Here is an 18,241-nt window from a genome sequence, read left to right on the forward strand (position 1 = left end):
ATGGCAAGGAAGAACAAGAGTCGACCGCGAAGCGTCCGAAAGGGTGTAACGCCGGGTTCACGTCTCCCGCGCGAGCCAGTCTTCTTCTGTGCTGAGGGATTAACGGAGGTACAGTATGTCAAAGCATTGCTGCAGTATCGGTATAAGGATCTTTTCGTCGCGCAACCTATTGGTCGCTCCGGACTGAAGACTTCTCTCGTCAATCTCATTAACAGTGCTCGACTAGAAGAGCGCAAATGGAGACGTTCAGATCGTCACCGGGCAATCTGGATTCTGTGCGATGCAGATGAGAATGCCGTCCATTTACACGAACTTGAAAAATGGCTGGCGGAGTCCGATACGCACCGCTGTGCGATTCAATCGCCTGCGATCGAGGGATGGTTCTTGCAACACTTTGATAACCCCGCGCGGCCAACGACCAGTCGAGAGGCACTGGCGCTGTTGCAAAAGAAGTGGCAGCCATACAGCAAGGGGCAAGAAATCCCCTCGTGGCTTATCGAGAAAACTGAGGAAGCTTGCCGTAGAGAACATGAGTTTTTGCGAAGCGTGCCTGCGAAAGTGGGAAGTTCATGGCCGCCTGATCGAGTAAGTCAGTTGGTCAATTTCGTCGCCTATCTGGACCAGCGAGCGGAGAAACTGCGTTCGTGGAGGCCGCCGACTTCCCGTTGATGCGAGCTCGGGTTGTGATCCCAGCACGGGTGCCCGGAAGTGCAACTGTCACGCCCCGGGTTTCTCCGGGTCAACCTGGTGCCAGAGGTAGGGGCGCAGTTTCTCTCGCAGCGCTGCATGCGGTTCGTCGTCGGGCAGTGGGCGGTCCATTGAAGCGCAAAGTTCTTCGAAGGCTTCGTTCTCGGCGTCGGTGAGGTACGAGTACAGCTTCATGCGCTGAGCATTGAGCATCTCTTCAATGCCTTCCTCGGCAAAGGTAATAGCCAGCGCATATGCCCGGTTATCTGGATCCCTGCGCCGCTGCGCACGGTGCACGATGCGGTGGATTTTCTCCAGCAGATAAGCACACTGAACGAAATCGTCCATCGTGACCGCGACATATGCGCGTGTTTCGTCTGCTTCCTGCATCCTGGCTCCCATGGCTACGCAAGTCCCCTATGCTACGGCCCATTCCTCTCGAATCATCGGGTTTTCCTCCATTTTCCGGGTATATCGCGGAGTTTTGCGGAAGACCCGGAGAATCGGCGAGGGGCGGCTTGCTGGCGACAGCGCGTAGATGCCCTACAGCGCGTCGATGCCCTAAAGCGCGTCGACACCTCAGGCAGGTCAATATCTCACGGTGCTCCGATACCTCATGAGGCGTCAATACCTCAGTACGTTGACGCGCGAGACTCCGTCAGCAGCCAGCGCTCGCCCTCTTTGCGGGCCGTGAGGTCCTGCTGCAGTCTCCATGTGTTCCTTCCGCCTCCGAACACTGCGGCGTTCACGCGTGACCTGCCACGGATGAACGCAGACCGACCGTCAGGGGCGATTGTTACATCGATGGATTCATGTTCGGCACTGTAGTAGTTGAGCGTTCCGTCGAGGACGGCCGCAACGTAGGCGGCTTTCAGCTGGCGCATGCCCGTCATATGCACCAAGCTGTAGTCCTCTGCCAACAGCTCCGAAATGGCCTTGGCATCCTTTCTTATTGATGTCTCCCACAGGTCGCGATAGAGCTGGGCGCATTCGGCCTCATCGCGGTGTCGCTGTTCATCACCTTTCGACATGCGTTTACGCCTCTTGGGGTTGGAGTGGTCCGTAGTAGTAACTGGCGGTCGCGCCGCCGTCGATCAGGAAGTCGCTGCCGGTGATGAATGCACCCTGCGGTCCCATAATGAACTCGGCCAGTGCGCCGACTTCGTCGGCGGTACCGGGGCGCTGCGCTGGGCACTTGGCGAACATGTTCTTGTAGAAGTCGCCCCGCGGTCCGTTGAACTCATCAATGGCCAGCGGAGTGACGATGATTCCGGGGGAGATGGAGTTAATGCGAGCTCCGCGCTCACCCCAGCGCACGGCTTCGTACATGACGCGTTTCTCATTGCACCGTTTGGCCAGTTGATAGGCGTGCAGAGTATCGCGGACGTTTTCCGGCTGCAGCAGCGGCAGTGAGAGTAAATCCTCCGTGGGCGTCGTCGCCAATTGGCGATCCTCCTCGGCGGTCAACTGCGGCATGCGCTTGCCCGATTGGCTGGAGATCGTTACTCCCACGCCGCCCGGGGCGATAACCCTGCCGACCTCTTCCAGCAACACGGCTGTGCCGTACAGGTCCACTTTCAAAATGGTTTCGATCGGTGCCTGGCTGGGGGAGACCCCTGCGGCATTGATAAGGGTAGTGATGGATCCGAGTTCCTGTGCGCGAGAGATGGCGTTCACGATGGAGGCGCGGTCTGCAAGATCCATTTCATAGGATTCGACGTCGAAGCCGGCGTTGCGCATGGTCGAGGCAATCGCCTCGGCGTTGTCCAGAGACTTATCCGCCACGAGAATTGCCTTTCCAAAGCCGACGCGGCGGGCGATTGCCGTGCCGATCTGCCCGGCTCCGCACAGTAGTACGACTTCTTTATCCGGCATCATATGCACCCTTCTCTAGTTCTGATGGCTTCTTCTGGTGCCTCGGCTGCTCGATGTTCTTCACCGATGTCCCTAACCGCCGATGCCTCTCAACCGTATGGCTCATGCCACCCAGCGCGCCTCGCCGGTCAGACCGAGAGGACTTGCGCTTACGCCGAGACCAACACCAATGTAGGTGACAGTCTGTCGCTAATTTATGGTAGGAGATGCTACGCCACCGTGCAAGGGGATTGTTAGGATTCTCAGTGACGAAGGAGAACTGTATGGCCGACTACCTCCGGGCCCGCTCAGCCGAACAGAAGAGCGAGCGCATGCAGGCGATCATGGATGCTGCTGACGGATTGTTCAACCAGCGGCCATACCATCAGATCACGATGGGAAGCATAGCCGCCGAACTCGGATGGTCACGTTCGAATCTCTACAAGTACGCCGCCACACAGGAGGAGATCTTCCTGGCGCTCCACTCGCAGAAGAACCGCGACTGGTTGGCACATTTGGAACAGGAACTGTCTGCTGCGCCGCTGGCGACCGAACAGTTTGCGCGCATATGGGCACATGTGACCGAGGAGCATGCAGGCTTCTTGCGCTACCAGGAGATTCTCACATCGATTATCGAGTCGAATGTGACCCCAGAGCGACTGACCGACTTTAAAGGCGGCTTCGCCGAGATGACGGTGCCAATCACCGAGATCCTCTCCCGCCAGTGTGGCATTTCGGCGCAAGCTGCTCTTGAACTCTACTTGCGCCTGTTGTACCAGGCCCCCGGACTGTATAACCACTTCCATTCTTCGCCGATGACGCGCGCCGCTATTAGTGCCGCCGGTCTGCCCGCCGTGCGGGGAAACTTCGCCGATTCGTATACCGAATTCGTGCTGATGTGCCTCGAGAATGCTGCCTCGGCGGGCTGATGCCCCGGCTCCGGCAGTAGAAGAAGGCCTCCTGCCGTAGTGCGGATACCGGGCCACCATGAGGCAGGCTTTCACGGAGTCCAACTCCACCCAGCGCCATCTGGCTGCAACCAAACCGCCTCAAGGCAGACTTCCATGGTGAAGCCGACGGTCCCCCTAGCAGGCGCCGCGGTGAACGAGCAGGAGACAGAAGGAACAAGAGCTGAAACTGCGTGTGCTCTCTACAAGCTTTTCGGCGCGTAGGGCTGACGAGCTGCCGCCTGGTGCGCTCCACGATGAATTCTGTTTCGTCGGAAAGACCAACGATGAACTTTCGTTGGTATGCGCTACACAATCCACTCCGTGGGGTCGGTTTCGGCGCGACGGCGGCTGGCAGACTTTACGAGTTGAGAAACCCGCGTTCTCCTTGGTCGGAGTCTCGATGGAGTTATATCAACGAGACTTGCGAGGAGCGTTGTCAGCACCTTCACGGATTCGACCTACAACACCGACTAGGGCCTGGTTGAAGTCGGTGAGCTGGAGAAGGTGGGCGCATTACTGCGGTTGCATTACTGGCGATTGCATTACTGGCCGTGGGACGCGCTGCTAGCCGCAGTCACCGAGACTCCGTAGTCAGTTTCTCTCTATTGACATCAGAGAGGAGCACATGGCCGCGTTGACCCGGTGGCCGCGTTGACCCGGTGGTCCGTTGTCTCGGTGGTCCGTTTCGCCGGGTAGTCCGTTGCCCCGGTAGTCCGTTGCCCCGGTAGTCCGTTGCCCCGGGCAATACGTTGCAGCCGGTAGGCGAATTCCGGTAGAACATACTCACGGCTTGCTACTCAAGCCGACGAAGAATACCCATGTGAACGAAGGGGTGATTGGCATGAAGAGCATGCGTGTCAGGAGGGTCCACGGGATTTGACCCTCCACTCAATGACGGAGGATTAAATCATCATGACATTGCCAGAAAGTGGCAATAGCACAGTTCCCTACGCCACCGGTCATACCGATAGGCTGATCACCGATTTCACAGAGCCGATTTTCGCGGCTGCCTTTCAGTGTTACTTCGCCGAGTTGGGCATCGAGGTGCCGGATTGGGGCCGCCTGTTCCGGCAAATGAACGACGAAGGCTCGAACACTGCTCTCCTAAGGACCACCGCTGACGGGCGGGCCATCGGATTCATTCAATTCCAACCCATCGAGTTCACGAGCTGGTTCTTCCGGGAGACCTGCGGCTTCATACGAGAATTCTGGGTCGCCGAGGACTTCCGTAGCGGCGGGCACGGCGCGGCCCTGCTCGGCTTGGCGGAAGCTCACTTCGTCGAACAGGGGATGCACACCAGCATTCTGACGACGGACACCGTGCCGGACTTCTACCGGAAGCGGGGATATATCCAAGCGCCAGGTTGCGAAGCGAGGAACGGCGGCGCCGTATTCGTCAAGCGTCTGGACTAGCGACAGGGCGTGAAGCACGGCCGGGCTGCTCTCGCCACGGCAAACGAGTGCGCCGTCGTCTTATCCGCGAGTGCTTAGCCTTTCGCGATAGGCACGCATTTGTTCTCGTTCGGAGGTGGAGAAGTCGAAGGAGCGTTCACTCCAGTCCCACATCGCTTGGAGGATTGGGGTGAACCCTTCGGCGCGCTCGGTGAGGCGATACTCCACCCGCGGCGGACCTCGCCAAAATCAACGCGTTCCAGGAAACCGTCAGCAACCAGTTCGCGCAGCTGCTTTGACAAAGTCGACTCCGAAATATCGCCCAATCGACGTTTGAGTTGACCAAAACGGTGGATGCCTTCGAGGCAGATATAAAAGAGGATCTCAATCTTCCACTTCCCGCCAATGACTCGTTGCAATGCAACGATGGCCGGGCACCAAGTGGTTTCGGTATCTGCTGGGGTAGCCGCCTTCCTTGCCATGTGTGGCCTCCTTCGCTTCGTCCTGCTTGGAAGAAAATCCCGTTGATATAGGTCTTGGGCGCCCTGGCGCTCTGAGGGCACATGCCGGTGCCACGCCAGCTATTGTCTGCGGCAGTCTGGGCGTCCGAGCCGCGGGCATATGTCACTGTTTGACAAGCCCGATTGTGCACCGCGATCAACGGCTCGCCATCCGATCATAGCGCGAATAATACTCCAGAAAAAGACAGTACTACCGATTTGCCGAGCGCGAGCATAGGATCAGGATCAGAACCGATTCCAAAGGAAATGACATGAAGATCACCTACTGGTCCGACTACGCCTGCCCGTACTGCTATATCGCAATAACGCGCCTGAAGAAGGCTGTGGAGCGCGTTGTGCCACCGGAAGTTGTGGAATTGGAGATGAAGTCATTCGAACTGTATCCGGACGCGCCGCAGAAGGTCACGACGACGACGCTGGCCCGGTTCGCACGCAAATACGGCCTTACCATGGAGCAGGCAGAGCAGCGGATCGACGGCATCTCGGCACTCGGGCGCGCAGAGGGCATTGACTTCAAATATGCAACCACATTGAACACGAATATGCTGGACGCGCACCGCCTGACCAAGTTGGCGCATAGTCTGGGGAACACCGCCCTGGAAGAGATCCTCTTCCGCGCCTATTTCGTGGATAATCGCGTGTTGGCAGATCATGCCACTTTGCGCGAATTGGCGGCGGAGGCGGGACTTCCGGCGCAGGATATTGAGCGGGTGCTCAACTCCAATGAATTCGCAGATGAGGTTCGTGCTGATGAAGATCAAGCAGCTGCCTTGGGTGTGCACGCAGTGCCGTTCTTCGTCGTCGACGGGACCTATGCCATCGAAGGGTGCCAGCCGACCAGTCAGATGGTAACCGTGTTGTAGGAGGCGATAGCAATCGCCGCTGAGAAATCCGAGAACGAGCCGCAGGGTATGGTGTGCGGCCCGGACCAGTGCGCCATCTGATGTTGACCGCCATCTACTCGATCACAGTTACGGAAGTTTTTCGCACACGCGTCTACTTCGTCGTGCATGAGCCGACGCGTCACGCTGTGATCATTGATCCGGGTGCGCAGGCAGAACGGATCGCGGAGACGGTAACCGCACATGAGTGGACAATCGACGCCGTCGTGCTCACGCACGGCCATTTTGACCATTTCAGTGCCGCAGCCGCGATGCGGGAGCGATTCCAGGTACCCATTCTGGCGCACAGTGCCAGTGTGGCTTACCTGGGCGACCCGGATCTGAATTTGTCGGCTCGCCACGGTCGGCCCCGTACGCTCGACTGCGTCGAGTTTTTGGCCGAGGGGGAGGAACTTCCGTTTGTGCAGCCCATGACGGTGCTACATACCCCTGGTCATACGGACGACTCGGTGACGTATTACTGCGAGGAGGCCGGGGCGGCGATTGTGGGTGACACGGTCTACGAGGGAGGGCCTGGCCTGACAATCTTCCCCACGGGCGATGAGCAGAAGCTGGCGAGGAGCCTGGTCGGCAAGTTGTTAACACTTCCCGGTCACACGACGCTATTGTCTGGACATTCCCTGCCGATGACCGTCCAGGAGTTGCAGCAGACAATCGCACGGTAGGCGAAAGTGCGGTCGTTCCCCTCCGAAGTGCCGGTGCTGGCCCCGGTGTAGGCCGTCCATAGAGTGGATCGGTTCAGATAGTGATCTGTCCATGCAATGATCGGCACGTTGAATGCCGCACCGGGCGGGGAAGCGCACGGCGGTGCGGGCATGTATACAGTCTGAGCAAAGTAGGAGCCAACGGCCAGAGCAAACTAGCGGCCCTTGGTCGGATCGGACCAGCAGCCCATGGCCAAGCCGATGGCGAAGAAAGTTCCTGTGGACGTCTCGACGTCGACGAGGTCAATGGCGCCCAGCGGCTCAATCGCGGTGACTTCACAGGTGCCACCCCAAGCGACCGCGTTGCCCTCGGGGCCCGCGGCGAACATGGCGACGGGTATCTCGCTGCCCACGGCGAGGTCCTGTGCTTGCACCCATTTGCCGCCGCTGACAAAGTGTTGGGCGGCCGCGGTAGTGAGATGCCGTCCGTCGTCGAAGAAGAAATGAAGAGCTTCTTGCCGTGTGCGGCAGACGCGGGTGACGGCGGCGTTGAAGCTGAACATCGTCCAGGGGAACTCTGTGGCAGGGCCTTCTGGATTTCCGAAGGAAAGGAGGGCATCGCCCACTTGTAGGTCCGCGACTCGAACGTGAGTAATGTCGGCCAAGGTAACGTCGGCGTATGGGTCGAGTCCGGAGAGTGACAAGGGGGTGGATGACGGAACGAGGCTAACCCCGGAAGTTGAGGCGGAGGTGGCCGAAGGAGGCGGCACAGGTGTAGTGGGTATGGCGGTGTTCTCGGGCGTCTGAGGCGTATTTTTCCGGAATAGGCGCATGGTGACCTTCTCGGTGAGTGGCTATGACTTTGTAGCAGTCTAGCTCGGGAAATGCGGCACTCGCTAGCTCGGGAAATGCGGCACTCGCGGGCGTGGTCCGATGTGCGGGTCAACACTCGCCTGGGTCGATCACATGGCTGCGTAGGTGGTGGTTCGGCTTGGCGTCGCCGTCCTGGCGTAAACACGGGATTGGGTAGCGTATGCGGGAGTGTGCTGCGGAAATGTGTAGTGGGGCAGCGTCCAGTTCACGGAGTCGGTGGCAGTCGGCCGCGGATGTGTCCAAATCCCGTCCAAACGAAAGGTGTTCGGTCCAAGCAGCCCGCGAGATCCGCGTCATTCCGCCAGTCCTTAAACTGAACCATTCAATATTTTCCTCGTTTGGACGGGATTTGGACATCATCGACCGCTGAGGCCCTCCGCTGGGCATCGACGGGGCCCGTTCTGGGACAGTGGGCACCTTTAGTCCCACGACTGCCACTGATGCGAGTTCATCTCTCACCATTAACGAAGTGTGGGGAGGCTACTTGTAGCGCTCGCGTCTGCGGCCGACACGAATGCAAGGTACGGGGATGACGGCAGGCCATGTAAGCTGCCTCGCCGTATGTGACGACGGGGCACAACTACGCCGACCTGATTGGGTGCCTGCCTCTGTCCTGCCGCGTGTGATGGGGTGGACTCCTTGGCAATTGAGGCGAAATCGCCCTAGAGTGACTCGTGATGCCTCTTCGCATGGCTAGTGATTTCGATGGTCCTGCAACGGCCCGCAGGGCTGCGCGCGGTCCGAGGGCAATTGGCCAAGCGAGGTGATTGACGGCGAAAAGGCTGATAAGCGCATCGTGCTGAACCTCGTCGGTAAAGTGTCTGGCCGCAGGAGAGTGAGTGAATGCCCGGTGGCTAGAGGAGTGCCCAGTGGCTACTGGCCGAGCGTGCTGATTGGCCGCAAAGGGCGATAGGCGCACGGGCAGTGAATAACCTGGCGAGACAACTCTATCTGAGGGGTGTGATCCGAGAGATTGTTGTCCGGCCAAGGGCCGTTGGCCGCCTCACAGGTTGTGGGCTTTCGCGCCATGCGTGGACAGGACTGCATTGCACTTTGCATCAGCTTCGCGCAGCAAGGGCTTTCGCGCCATGCGTGGACAGGACTGCAGGAGGCAGACACGGATCCTGTGTCCGCACGCTTTCCCAACCACACGGTTGCACGAACGGCTTCGGAGCAGTCAGCGGAGATGCGCGTTGCGGGCATATTCCCGTCACGCTGTGAAGAGAGTAGCGGTTGTCGACGACGGAAAGAATCTCGGCCGCAGGCCCACTATGAAAAGGACAAACCAGGCCCACTATGAAAAGGACAAATAAAGCATGACCATCCAGAACTCGTCCGCGAAAACAGCTGTCGTTTTCTTCTCCGGCAAGGGGCACACACGCGAAATTGCCCAGCGGCTGGCCGGTGAGTTCGGCGTAGAGGCGGAGGAAATCGAACCGGCCGAGCACTACTCGGACGCCGATCTGAACTACACGGTGGACGATTGCCGCGCCAATCGCGAGTCATTCGACCCGCAGGCAAGGCCCGCGTTGGCAGCCGACATTCCGAATGTGAGCGGCTACGACATCGTGTTCCTCGGATACCCGATATGGTGGGGCGACGCAGCTGCACCACTGCGCACGTTTGTTGAGAGTGTCAACTGGGCAGGCAAGACCGTCGTGCCGTTTTGTACGTCGGGCGGTAGCTCAATCACACGGTCCGTATCAACGTTGTCGTCGCTGGCGGGAGCCGGAGAGTGGCATCGTGGTATCTGGTTCAGAGCACACGCATCCGGCGAGGCCATCGCAGCCGAGTTGAAGCGCGCAGGTTTGTAGTCCTGGACCGGTCTTGCTTTCGTGCGCTGGCGAATTATGCAAGGGGGTCACTGCAGGCGGTTGGTGGTGTGCAGCGGTGCTCGCCACCGACCTTACCGCGCTGCCAGTGGACTGTGTACTCCTCGTAGACCGCCGGTCGAGCTCCTCTTTCGTTGAGAATAGAATCGCTATGCCGTGATACGAAGGTGGTGCGATGGCAAGGGATTGTCCGATCGTCACCGTCTGCGTCAGCATGTGCTCGCGTCTTATGGCGCCATTCCCGCTATCTCTGCTAATGTGCGGCGTGTTGATTCTTCAGTACGTAGCCGCGCCGCGTGACGATCAGACGAGGTGAAGGAGAGCCAAAGTCGTGATAGAGAGTTGGAGGAGTCGCAGAAAAACGGGAACTCTGCGATGGTTCGATGTACAAGCCTTGACCGTGATCCTCTGGGGACGGAGCATCATCGAATCTACGATGATGTACGTGGCGTATTTTCGTGAGCCGACGGCGCCGGAAGAACCGGTAGTACTCGGACCTACGGTTCCCGAAGAGCCCGACAATACGGAGCCGATGACGATCACCGAAGACGGGGAAGTAGTTTTTTCTGTGGAGGCCAATTACGGGGCACTGGCACGGGAGTTTGGACTCTTCCTCATCGCTATGCTGTACCTCTATTTGCGGCGTTTTGACTTCCGCACCTGGAACGTTCGTTTCACCTGGACGACGCCTCTGTTCGCTTGTTTACTCTTTTTGGGGGGAGCGCTGCTCTATGACATGTACTTTCTGCTCACCGCGCCGCTGGCTGAGAAACTTCCGTTCCCTGGCCCGATTGGAGCATCTTTCAACGAGGAGACTGTGTCGAGGGTCATCTATGGCCTTTTCAACGGCATGTGCGAGGAACTGTACTTCCTGGGAATATGCCTCGCGGTGGCGCCCAAGCATCTTAAGTGGGTATTCCCGTTTTCGCTGCTGGTACGCGTTGGATTCCACACCTATCAAGGGACGATTTCTGCGTTGGGAATTGGCTTAGTGCTCGGAAGTTTCATGTTCCTGGCGTATCGCTATTCAAAGGACAAGAATCTGCTCCCGTTCTTCCTTGCCCACTCAATGGGTGACATCTTCGGGTTGGGAGTACTGCCATACATCTGGTCATAGAGCAGAAAACAGTGCTGAACTCGGTGCTCGTAGTGCGGGAAACACCGGCGCCCTCTTCGCACTACCGGTACTGTCGTTCGCAGCACGAGGCACATCTGTATACAGCAGAGTGCCGGTGCCGAGTACCCCTGATTTCCACGAGGCGCATCTGTATACAGCAGAGTGCAGCAGCGTGTCACATGAGTTCTGATACTTCAAAGAAGGTGCCGCTGGTTGCCTGCCAGAAGAGGCGTGGAACGACAATGTTCATCAACAGCGCGCTAATTCGCTCCCTCCTGCGGTGGTGTTGAGTGCCTTGTCGCTGAAGATATCGACGGACTCGGTCATTTCCGGTATCTTCTTCCGCTCCACGTAACCAGTCATAAACAGGGTCAAGGCACCGTCGCCAGTGATATTGCACGCGGTGCCGAAACTATCCTGCAGGGCGAAGATGGTCAGGATGAGCGAAGTACCGGTTGTGTCGAAGCCGATAATTCCTGTTATCAGTCCAAGAGACGCCATTACGGTGCCTCCCGGCACGCCGGGCGCTCCAACCGCGAAAATCCCGAGCAGGAGGCAGAAGAGAATCATGGTGGACAGGCTGGGCAGCGTGCCGTAGAGCATCTGTGAGATCGTCATGACGAAGAAAACTTCGGTAAGCACGGACCCACACAAATGGATGTTGGCAAACAGCGGGATACCGAAGCTGACCATGTCGCGGCGCAGCGGTTTGGCCTTTCCCGCGCATTGAAGAGACACCGCCAGGGTCGCACTGGAGGACATGGTCCCGATGGCTGTGAGGTAGGCGGGGCCCCAATGCCGCAAGACCTGCAGCGGATTCTTTCCCGAATAAGCTCCCGCAATGCCATAAAGTACCGCAAGCCAGATGTAATGACCGGCGATAACAATGACAACAACGACGAGGAAGACGGGCAGCTGCCGTGTAATGCTGCCCTCGTAGGACAGACCGCAGAATGTTGCCGCGATGTATACAGGCAGAAGTGGGATGACGATCTTGGTGACAATCACCAGTACCATTCGCTGGAACTCGTCAAGCAAACGGATGAAGGTCTTTGCCTTTGTCCAAACTGCGGCAAGCCCCAGGAGGATTGCCAGAACAAGTGCGCTCATCACGCTCATCACCTGCGGGATGTCCAACTGGAAGACAACCTCGGGTAACTCGCGCAGATCGTCGGCAGTGGAAGCAATGGACAGTCGCGGCACAATGAGATATCCGGCCGCCGTCGAGAAGAATGCTGCGCCAATGGAGGAGAGGTAGGCGATAAGCACTCCCACGCTCAGGATGCGGGACACGTTGGACCCAAGTCGCGTGATCGACGGAGCGATAAAGCCGATGATGATAAGCGGCACGCAAAACATGATGAGCTGGTTGAGCACATACTGGATGGTGACAACCGCATTCATCACGGGTTCGGTGGCGACGAGGCCAACGAGGATGCCGATGATAACGGCAACGAGAAGAATGAATGGCAAGCTGGTCAGCATTTTTCGCATGAGAACCTCCCTGGCGAAGAGGCAACCCCGGGTAAGAGGCGCCGTCCACGGCGGACCCTTTGCACATTAGGGAGGGTGGATTGCGTGACGCATCTTTGGCCACAGTGTGGACGGTGCGGCCGCTGCTTTCGCTCCGACCGCGCCGATCCATTGTTGCACCGCGCCGGTCGCTTGCTACAAGATGACTATTCTGCTCAGTTGTGCGTGCCTTGAACTAGGCCGTGATGAGATTTGTTGCGTCCAGGTCAAAATCGCAGAGGCGGGCCGAGCTGATCTCCGGGTTGTCGTAGTTCGACCAGTAGTAGGTTTTCGTACGAGCGGAGAAGCCGCTGGTGTACACTGTCTTTTCGAAATCACCGTTGCTCATGCGTGCAGCTCCTTCGATCATCGCAACACCACCAAGCGTGTGGAACAATCTGCTCACATTCTCCTCCTCGCCGTTCTTCGTGGGATAGTGCGCATTGAGATATGCCGCACGCACGAAACGCGAGGGAGAGTAGTAATCGCCTGGAAGTCCACGCATACCCCGCCGGAACCGTAGGCGGCAAGTTCAGCGCGTGACCACTGTGCCGTAGCGGGGACCTCGGGCGTCAGGTTGAGGTAGTTGCGTAGATTCTCGGCATGCCAGGCGAATCCAGGTTGGTTGGTGAGGACGTCGACATCGTCGTCGAATACCTCCATGCCAGCGATTGTGTACTCCACAACGATGCTGCGCGTGCCATCACCGATGATCCAGTGAAGTAGCGACGACGGATAGAGGTTGTTGACAGGACGGTCGATGATCGCAACGCTGCGCAGTGCCTCCTCGACCTCGTCTACTGAGGCGAAACAGGCGGCGACCCACAGCGGGAACTCGTAGGCCGTGACGTTGATCCTTCCCTCCACTGGGCTGGGCTCGTAAGCGGCGTATCCCGGGAAGTTGAGGCCCGCCACGGCCAGTCCTGCTTCATTGCCACAGTCGAAGTAGAGCGGAACACCCTCCTGCACAATGCCCATGCCGATAATCCCGTACGCAATGGCGGGGACGGCTGCGAAGGGAGAAACTGGGGTATACCCCCGCGGGGTGATTAGCACCTGTTCGCCATAGCCGCAGCTCCAGTCGAGGTTCCGGCCAAAGTACATGTGGCCTTCGCCATCCGTAAACCTGACTCCTGTGCACATAGATGCCTCCTAATCCGATGTTCCGAGGAATCGCAAATAAGTTTCACCTCTATGATATGCGTCTTCCGCGAGGTAGGCGGCGGAATGCACCCTGAAATTCTGTCTTTTCGCTGGTCAGACCCCTGTTCCGTGCAGAGACTCCCGCTCCAGGTGTGGTGTATCGCGGTGAAACCGCGTGTGGATCGACGGCGGAAACGGGACGCGTAAGGATATACACAGGGGATGTGCGAACGCCTCGGGCACGATGGGGAGAGGTGAGCACGAGGGCCTGGTACGGATGGGGAGAGGTGAGAATGAGGGCCTGGTGCGGATGGTACGAGGTGGTGGGAGGAGAGACCCTCGCGCGGGTGCGAGGAGGCGCCCTGCCAGTACCTAAAGAGAGGCAATGTGACATTGGCCCTCGCGCGGGTGCGAGGAGGATCGAGACGTCACGTGGAGAACTCGCGGGGTATGAGACTTTCGCGTGGGTACGAGGAGCAGTTAGCGTGAGCCAACTTCTTCACCTTGCGCATTGGGGATCTCGTCTTGGTGAGAGGAGCAGGGGAGCGGTAGCCGCACTCAGCACAGCCACCGGAGATCTCGTGTGGGAAATGAGGACGGGAGGCGCGGGTGGCGTAGGCTTGTTCCTGTATGAGCTCGACTAATTCTGCATCACGTGACGCCTACTTGGATTCGATGGAGCGCCTGCGGGCGCGCATCGCCCGCTATCAGGCCGGGTCTGACGGCGACGATCCGCTCGCTGTCGGCACCGATGGTGACACGTCACCATCTTCTGCCTCTTCGGGGATAACCGCCAATGGCGCGGCGGAGGCTCCGAGCGCCCCGGCGGAAGGCTCCACCTCTGCGGCAGGTGCGGCTATTTCCCCGGCGGCGAGGGCACGTATGGCGGGAATCCTCTCCGGTTTGAATCCGCGCCAGCGGGAGGCCGTTGAACACGCGGGTGGTCCGCTGCTCGTCGTCGCCGGAGCCGGATCGGGGAAAACACGCGTTCTCACTTCGCGCATTGCCTACCTCATTGCCTCCGGCCGCGCACTACCCGGTCAGGTGCTCGCCATCACCTTCACCAACAAGGCGGCCAAGGAGATGCGGGAACGTTTGGAGACTATGCTCGGGGCCTTTCGCGTGCCATGTGGATTTCGACCTTCCATTCTGCATGCGTGCGGATCCTGCGAGCGGAACACGCCGCACTCGGCATGCGCTCCACCTTCACCATCTACGACGCTGCCGATTCACAGCGGCTCATGAATATGGTGTGCCGAGAAGAAGGCATTGATCATCGCGCTTTTCCCCCGAAAAAGCTCGCACGCCAGGTCTCAGATCTGAAAAATGAGCTCACCACCCCGCAACAGGCGGCGGACCGTGCCAGCGATCAGGCCGGTCAAGTGCTTGCGCAGGCGTATGCCGGCTATCAGCAGCGGCTTAGACAAGCCAACGCCATGGACTTTGACGATCTCATCATGTCCACGGTGGAACTACTCCAGACTCGCCCGGACCTGGCCGAGCATTATCGGCGTCGTTTCCGGCATATCCTCGTGGACGAGTATCAGGACACCAATCACGCCCAGTACGTTCTTATCCGTACCTTGACCGGTACCGAGGATGACCCTGTGCACGGCGAACTGACCGTGGTTGGCGACGCCGACCAGTCGATCTACGCCTTCCGCGGTGCCACGATCCGCAATATCGAGGATTTCGAGGACGATTTTCCTCGCGCGACGACGATCCTGCTTGAGCAGAACTATCGCTCCACACAGTCGATTCTCTCGGCGGCCAATGCGGTGATCTCCCATAACCAGCACCGACGTGCTAAGAATCTGTGGACCGATCAGGGTGACGGTGAGAAGTTGGTCGGTTATGTGGCCGACTCGGAAGCCGACGAGGCGAATTTCGTCGTCGAAGAGATTGATCGCCTGCGGGAGACCGCTGGCTACCGCTACGGAGACGTAGCGGTGTTCTACCGAACCAATGCGCAGGCGCGTGCCGTTGAGGAGATGTTCGTGCGCTCGGGCATTCCGTACCGGGTGATCGGCGGAACGCGCTTTTATGAGCGGCGTGAGATTAAGGACGCGTTGGCCTATCTACATGCCGTGGTTAACCCGGATGACACCGTTTCCCTGCGGCGGGTTCTCAATATGCCCAAACGTGGACTTGGTGATCGGGCCGAGGAGGCCGTTGCCTCTCACGCGGCGCGTTTCGGTATCTCGTTCGGAGCCGCGCTGGAAGATGTTGCCCACCCGGATGCCCGGGGCGTGGTTTCCGGTCTGACCGCACGCGCGCGCTCGTCGATTAGCAATTTCGTGGCCGTGCTTGAAAAGGGACGCGCGATGGCTGCGGAGGGGGAGGCGCCTGCCGATATCCTCGACGAAGTCCTGGATGAGGCGGGGTATCTGAAAATGCTGCGGTCCTCCGATGATCCGCAGGATGAGTCACGCCTGGAGAACCTGGCGGAGTTACATTCGGTTGCCGCGGAGTTTCGGACCGCCGACCCGGAGGGGACCCTGGAGCAGTGGCTGGACCAGATCTCCTTGGTATCTGATTCGGACCAGTTGGCGGACGGGGAGTACGGCGAGGGTGAAACGACACTGATGACCGTGCATACGGCGAAAGGGCTGGAGTTCCCGGCGGTGTTTGTGACCGGTCTGGAGGATGGTACATTCCCGCACATGCGCTCCATGGATGACCCAGCGGAGCTTGCCGAGGAGCGGCGCCTGGCATATGTGGCACTCACGCGTGCACGGCAGCGCCTATATCTGACCCGCGCGGCTACGCGAGCGGCCTGGGGTGCTCCGCAGGAGTTCCCGCCGTCGCGCTTCCTGGAGGAGATTCCGCCGGAGCTGGTGGACTGGCGGCGTGAGCAGTCCAGTCAGGACATTCTTCGCTCGTCGTGGCGAGGCGCGGATACCTGGGGTGAAAACTACGGGCGCCGTGGGAGTGGCGGTGCCAGTTACGAATCGCGTTTCGACGACGACGGTCCCGTATTCGGTGCGGGGAAAGGATTTGTGCCGGGCAAACTCGGCCTACGTGAGGCAAGCACGGAGAAGGCGGGTACGGCGGTGTTGGCGGACGGCCCGGATGCCGAGGACTCTGCAGGAAGCAGCGCTGGAAGCGGTGGCGCCGACACGCATGGTCTGGCTGTTGGTGATGACGTACGGCATAAGAGCTTTGGCGCCGGCCGGATCGTGTCATTCGAAGGCAGCGGAAAGTCAACCGTCGCCAAGGTAAACTTCCGCTCCGGTGCAACAAAGCGGCTCATGCTGCGTTTCGCTCCGCTGGAGAAGATCTAATTGGACGGGGACAGACCAACCTGACACCAGTCACGGTACGTGCTGTGCACATCTGTGTGCCCAGAGAGCAAGCTCATTGATAACGGTCGAGGTCGTCGCCGTAATAGTCACAGGCCTTTGCGGGGATAGTGAGCACTGCGGCAACGGATACGCCGCGTGTACTTCCCACGGCTGAGCGTCCCGCACTTCGGTGCTAAGGGAGGGTAAATCGACATCTCTTACCGCGTGACCCTGAAAGAATCCGGGACAAAGCGGCGGCTTATGCGCCGGGTGAACCCGGTTCCCTCCTCCTTACTTAGCCGGTAACCTAACTGTAGGTTCAGACGAAAGGACATGGGGTGGATCTCTACGAGTACCAGGCGCGAGCGATCTTTGAAGCTCATGGTATACCGGTGCCTCCTGCTCTTCTGGCCGATACCCAGAGGAAGCGGCCGAGGCGACACAGCTACTTGGAACGCCGGTTGTCATCAAGGCACAGGTGAAAACCGGCGGACGCGGCAAAGCAGGCGGGATCAGAGTGGTCAACGGTTGCCAAGATGCTGCGGCTGCGGCCAACGCAATGCTCGGCCAGAGCATTAACGATCATCCGGTATCCCGTCTCCTTGTTGCGAAAGCCGAACGGGTGGCTACCGAATACTATGTTGCGATTATGCTTGATCGTGCTACCCGTGGCTATGTGGCGCTCTGCTCCGCCGCAGGCGGGGTGGATGTGGAACGCCTTGCGAGCACGCAACACGGCATGATTCGCCAGGATATCGACCTACACATTGGCATCACCGAGGCGGTGGCGCGCGATATTACCGCACGCGCTGGGCTGCCTGGTGGAGTGGCTAAGAAAGTCATCCCGATTCTCGTGAATCTCTGGCGAGCTTTGCTAGACGAAGACGCGACACTGGTCGAAGTCAATCCGTTAGCCGTACTGGCGGACGGCGAGATCATGGCGCTCGACGCCAAGATGACTTTGGATGACAATGCCCGCTTCCGGCATCCGGAGTGGGAAGCTCTGACTGACAACGCGCCAAGGGACCCCTTTGAGAAACATGCCGCGGCCTGCGGCCTGCACTACGTCAGGCTGCAGGGTAGCGTGGGCGTGGTCGGGAACGGTGCTGGGCTCGTTATGGCCACTCTCGACGCCGTGGCCCATGCCGGAAAACACTCCGGTATCGCCCCGGCCAACTTCCTCGACATCGGGGGAGGAGCATCTGCCGCAGTGATGCGCGATGGACTCGAGATCATCCTCGCAGACCCCTCCGTGCAGTCGGTTTTTGTCAATGTCTTTGGTGGTATTACGGCCTGCGATGAGGTGGCTGCGGGAATTGTTTCCGCATTGGACTTGCTGGGGGACGCTGCAAATAAGCCGGTTGTCGTTCGTTTGGCGGGTAACGCTGTAGCTGCAGGACGCCGAATCCTACGAGAATCTGGGCAGGCGAATATCACCGCGGCAGATGCGATGGACGACGGAGCGAAACAAGCCGTTGCGCTTGCACAGCGGGAACTGGAAAAGAATGCTTTGACGCACCGCGCAGAGAT

General features: G+C 59.0%; 17 protein-coding genes and 2 pseudogenes. 11 read left to right on the plus strand and 8 right to left on the minus strand.

Going from position 1 to position 18,241, the window contains the following annotated elements; genetic code table 11:
• Window positions 1-669, plus strand: coding sequence for an RloB domain-containing protein (locus tag DDD63_RS04260; protein WP_108715329.1), 669 nt, complete (start codon window positions 1-3; stop codon window positions 667-669).
• A gap of 48 nt (window positions 670-717) precedes the next feature.
• Here DDD63_RS04260 and DDD63_RS04265 read toward each other — a convergent pair whose 3' ends face one another.
• The 3 genes from DDD63_RS04265 to DDD63_RS04275 all read right to left on the minus strand — a co-directional run bounded on the left by DDD63_RS04265 (window position 718) and on the right by DDD63_RS04275 (window position 2,565).
• Complete coding sequence (locus DDD63_RS04265; protein ID WP_125482431.1) at window positions 718-1,077, minus strand: hypothetical protein; 360 nt, start codon at window positions 1,075-1,077, stop codon at window positions 718-720.
• Between the two features lie 242 nt (window positions 1,078-1,319).
• Complete coding sequence (locus tag DDD63_RS04270) at window positions 1,320-1,718, minus strand: nuclear transport factor 2 family protein (RefSeq protein ID WP_108715331.1); 399 nt, start codon at window positions 1,716-1,718, stop codon at window positions 1,320-1,322.
• 4 nt (window positions 1,719-1,722) lie between these two features.
• Window positions 1,723-2,565 carry an SDR family oxidoreductase gene (locus DDD63_RS04275; protein WP_205647320.1) on the minus strand — a complete coding sequence of 281 codons (843 nt, stop codon included), beginning with the start codon at window positions 2,563-2,565 and terminating at the stop codon, window positions 1,723-1,725.
• 260 nt (window positions 2,566-2,825) lie between these two features.
• On the opposite strand from DDD63_RS04275, the gene DDD63_RS04280 reads away from it, so the two are divergent.
• Together DDD63_RS04280 and DDD63_RS04285 are read left to right on the plus strand one after the other, a co-directional pair.
• Window positions 2,826-3,470, plus strand: coding sequence for a TetR family transcriptional regulator (locus DDD63_RS04280; RefSeq protein ID WP_164505454.1), 645 nt, complete (start codon window positions 2,826-2,828; stop codon window positions 3,468-3,470).
• 933 nt (window positions 3,471-4,403) lie between these two features.
• On the plus strand, window positions 4,404-4,904 hold the full coding sequence (locus DDD63_RS04285; RefSeq protein WP_108715333.1) for a GNAT family N-acetyltransferase: 501 nt from the start codon (window positions 4,404-4,406) through the stop codon (window positions 4,902-4,904).
• Between the two features lie 74 nt (window positions 4,905-4,978).
• Here the strand turns inward: DDD63_RS04285 and DDD63_RS13330 are convergent, their stop codons facing one another.
• Window positions 4,979-5,365: a helix-turn-helix domain-containing protein gene (locus DDD63_RS13330; protein ID WP_346426233.1), complete on the minus strand. Its 387-nt coding sequence runs from the start codon at window positions 5,363-5,365 to the stop codon at window positions 4,979-4,981.
• A gap of 290 nt (window positions 5,366-5,655) precedes the next feature.
• On the opposite strand from DDD63_RS13330, the gene DDD63_RS04295 reads away from it, so the two are divergent.
• Together DDD63_RS04295 and DDD63_RS04300 are read left to right on the plus strand one after the other, a co-directional pair.
• Entirely contained in the window at window positions 5,656-6,267 is a 612-nt protein-coding gene (locus tag DDD63_RS04295; protein ID WP_108715334.1) for a DsbA family oxidoreductase, read from the plus strand.
• 80 nt (window positions 6,268-6,347) lie between these two features.
• On the plus strand, window positions 6,348-6,971 hold the full coding sequence (locus tag DDD63_RS04300; protein ID WP_108715335.1) for an MBL fold metallo-hydrolase: 624 nt from the start codon (window positions 6,348-6,350) through the stop codon (window positions 6,969-6,971).
• Window positions 6,972-7,165: 194 nt separating this feature from the next.
• On the opposite strand, the gene DDD63_RS11975 is transcribed toward DDD63_RS04300, so the two are convergent.
• Entirely contained in the window at window positions 7,166-7,576 is a 411-nt protein-coding gene (locus DDD63_RS11975) for a hypothetical protein (protein WP_164505455.1), read from the minus strand.
• A 28-nt stretch (window positions 7,577-7,604) separates the two neighbouring features.
• On the opposite strand from DDD63_RS11975, the gene DDD63_RS12220 reads away from it, so the two are divergent.
• The 3 genes from DDD63_RS12220 (at window position 7,605) to DDD63_RS04315 (ending at window position 10,772) form a co-directional block, all read left to right on the plus strand.
• On the plus strand, window positions 7,605-7,757 hold the full coding sequence (locus tag DDD63_RS12220; protein ID WP_164505456.1) for a hypothetical protein: 153 nt from the start codon (window positions 7,605-7,607) through the stop codon (window positions 7,755-7,757).
• A gap of 1,382 nt (window positions 7,758-9,139) precedes the next feature.
• Entirely contained in the window at window positions 9,140-9,637 is a 498-nt protein-coding gene (locus DDD63_RS04310) for a flavodoxin (protein WP_108715337.1), read from the plus strand.
• Window positions 9,638-10,100: 463 nt separating this feature from the next.
• Window positions 10,101-10,772 carry a CPBP family glutamic-type intramembrane protease gene (locus DDD63_RS04315; protein WP_125482434.1) on the plus strand — a complete coding sequence of 224 codons (672 nt, stop codon included), beginning with the start codon at window positions 10,101-10,103 and terminating at the stop codon, window positions 10,770-10,772.
• Between the two features lie 249 nt (window positions 10,773-11,021).
• On the opposite strand, the gene DDD63_RS04320 is transcribed toward DDD63_RS04315, so the two are convergent.
• From DDD63_RS04320 to DDD63_RS04325, 3 genes are all read right to left on the minus strand, one after another.
• Entirely contained in the window at window positions 11,022-12,266 is a 1,245-nt protein-coding gene (locus DDD63_RS04320; RefSeq protein ID WP_108715339.1) for a dicarboxylate/amino acid:cation symporter, read from the minus strand.
• A 214-nt stretch (window positions 12,267-12,480) separates the two neighbouring features.
• Window positions 12,481-12,789, minus strand: coding sequence for a linear amide C-N hydrolase (locus DDD63_RS13110; RefSeq protein WP_205647321.1), 309 nt, complete (start codon window positions 12,787-12,789; stop codon window positions 12,481-12,483).
• On the minus strand, window positions 12,687-13,427 hold the full coding sequence (locus tag DDD63_RS04325; RefSeq protein ID WP_205647322.1) for a linear amide C-N hydrolase: 741 nt from the start codon (window positions 13,425-13,427) through the stop codon (window positions 12,687-12,689). The genes DDD63_RS13110 and DDD63_RS04325 overlap by 103 nt, the downstream gene beginning before the upstream one ends.
• Window positions 13,428-14,309: 882 nt before the next feature.
• Here DDD63_RS04325 and DDD63_RS04330 point away from each other — a divergent pair.
• From DDD63_RS04330 to sucC, 3 genes and pseudogenes are all read left to right on the plus strand, one after another.
• A pseudogene (locus DDD63_RS04330) lies at window positions 14,310-16,126 on the plus strand (UvrD-helicase domain-containing protein); the annotation flags it as partial.
• Window positions 16,100-16,711, plus strand: a complete 612-nt coding sequence (locus DDD63_RS13335; protein WP_346426244.1) for a 3'-5' exonuclease — start codon at window positions 16,100-16,102, stop codon at window positions 16,709-16,711. The pseudogene DDD63_RS04330 and the gene DDD63_RS13335, both read left to right, overlap by 27 nt.
• Window positions 16,712-17,049: 338 nt before the next feature.
• Window positions 17,050-18,203 (plus strand): annotated as a pseudogene (gene sucC / locus DDD63_RS04335) (ADP-forming succinate--CoA ligase subunit beta); the annotation flags it as partial.
• Window positions 18,204-18,241: the final 38 nt, after the last annotated feature.

The organism is Actinobaculum sp. 313, assembly GCF_003073475.1.
Lineage (GTDB): Bacteria > Actinomycetota > Actinomycetes > Actinomycetales > Actinomycetaceae > Asp313.

Bases quoted from the DNA above. Each gene is read 5' to 3' on its own strand.
- DDD63_RS04260 (WP_108715329.1), top strand. From the start codon at position 1: ATGGCAAGGAAGAACAAGAGTCGACCGCGAAGCGTCCGAAAGGGTGTA.
- DDD63_RS04300 (WP_108715335.1), top strand. From the start codon at position 6,348: ATGTTGACCGCCATCTACTCGATCACAGTTACGGAAGTTTTTCGCACA.
- DDD63_RS04285 (WP_108715333.1), top strand. From the start codon at position 4,404: ATGACATTGCCAGAAAGTGGCAATAGCACAGTTCCCTACGCCACCGGT.
- DDD63_RS13110 (WP_205647321.1), bottom strand. From the start codon at position 12,789: ATGCGTGGACTTCCAGGCGATTACTACTCTCCCTCGCGTTTCGTGCGT.
- DDD63_RS04295 (WP_108715334.1), top strand. From the start codon at position 5,656: ATGAAGATCACCTACTGGTCCGACTACGCCTGCCCGTACTGCTATATC.
- DDD63_RS13330 (WP_346426233.1), bottom strand. From the start codon at position 5,365: ATGGCAAGGAAGGCGGCTACCCCAGCAGATACCGAAACCACTTGGTGC.
- DDD63_RS04325 (WP_205647322.1), bottom strand. From the start codon at position 13,427: ATGTGCACAGGAGTCAGGTTTACGGATGGCGAAGGCCACATGTACTTT.
- DDD63_RS12220 (WP_164505456.1), top strand. From the start codon at position 7,605: ATGTCGGCCAAGGTAACGTCGGCGTATGGGTCGAGTCCGGAGAGTGAC.
- DDD63_RS04280 (WP_164505454.1), top strand. From the start codon at position 2,826: ATGGCCGACTACCTCCGGGCCCGCTCAGCCGAACAGAAGAGCGAGCGC.
- DDD63_RS04320 (WP_108715339.1), bottom strand. From the start codon at position 12,266: ATGCGAAAAATGCTGACCAGCTTGCCATTCATTCTTCTCGTTGCCGTT.
- DDD63_RS13335 (WP_346426244.1), top strand. From the start codon at position 16,100: ATGGATGACCCAGCGGAGCTTGCCGAGGAGCGGCGCCTGGCATATGTG.
- DDD63_RS04310 (WP_108715337.1), top strand. From the start codon at position 9,140: ATGACCATCCAGAACTCGTCCGCGAAAACAGCTGTCGTTTTCTTCTCC.
- DDD63_RS04275 (WP_205647320.1), bottom strand. From the start codon at position 2,565: ATGATGCCGGATAAAGAAGTCGTACTACTGTGCGGAGCCGGGCAGATC.
- DDD63_RS04270 (WP_108715331.1), bottom strand. From the start codon at position 1,718: ATGTCGAAAGGTGATGAACAGCGACACCGCGATGAGGCCGAATGCGCC.
- DDD63_RS04265 (WP_125482431.1), bottom strand. From the start codon at position 1,077: ATGCAGGAAGCAGACGAAACACGCGCATATGTCGCGGTCACGATGGAC.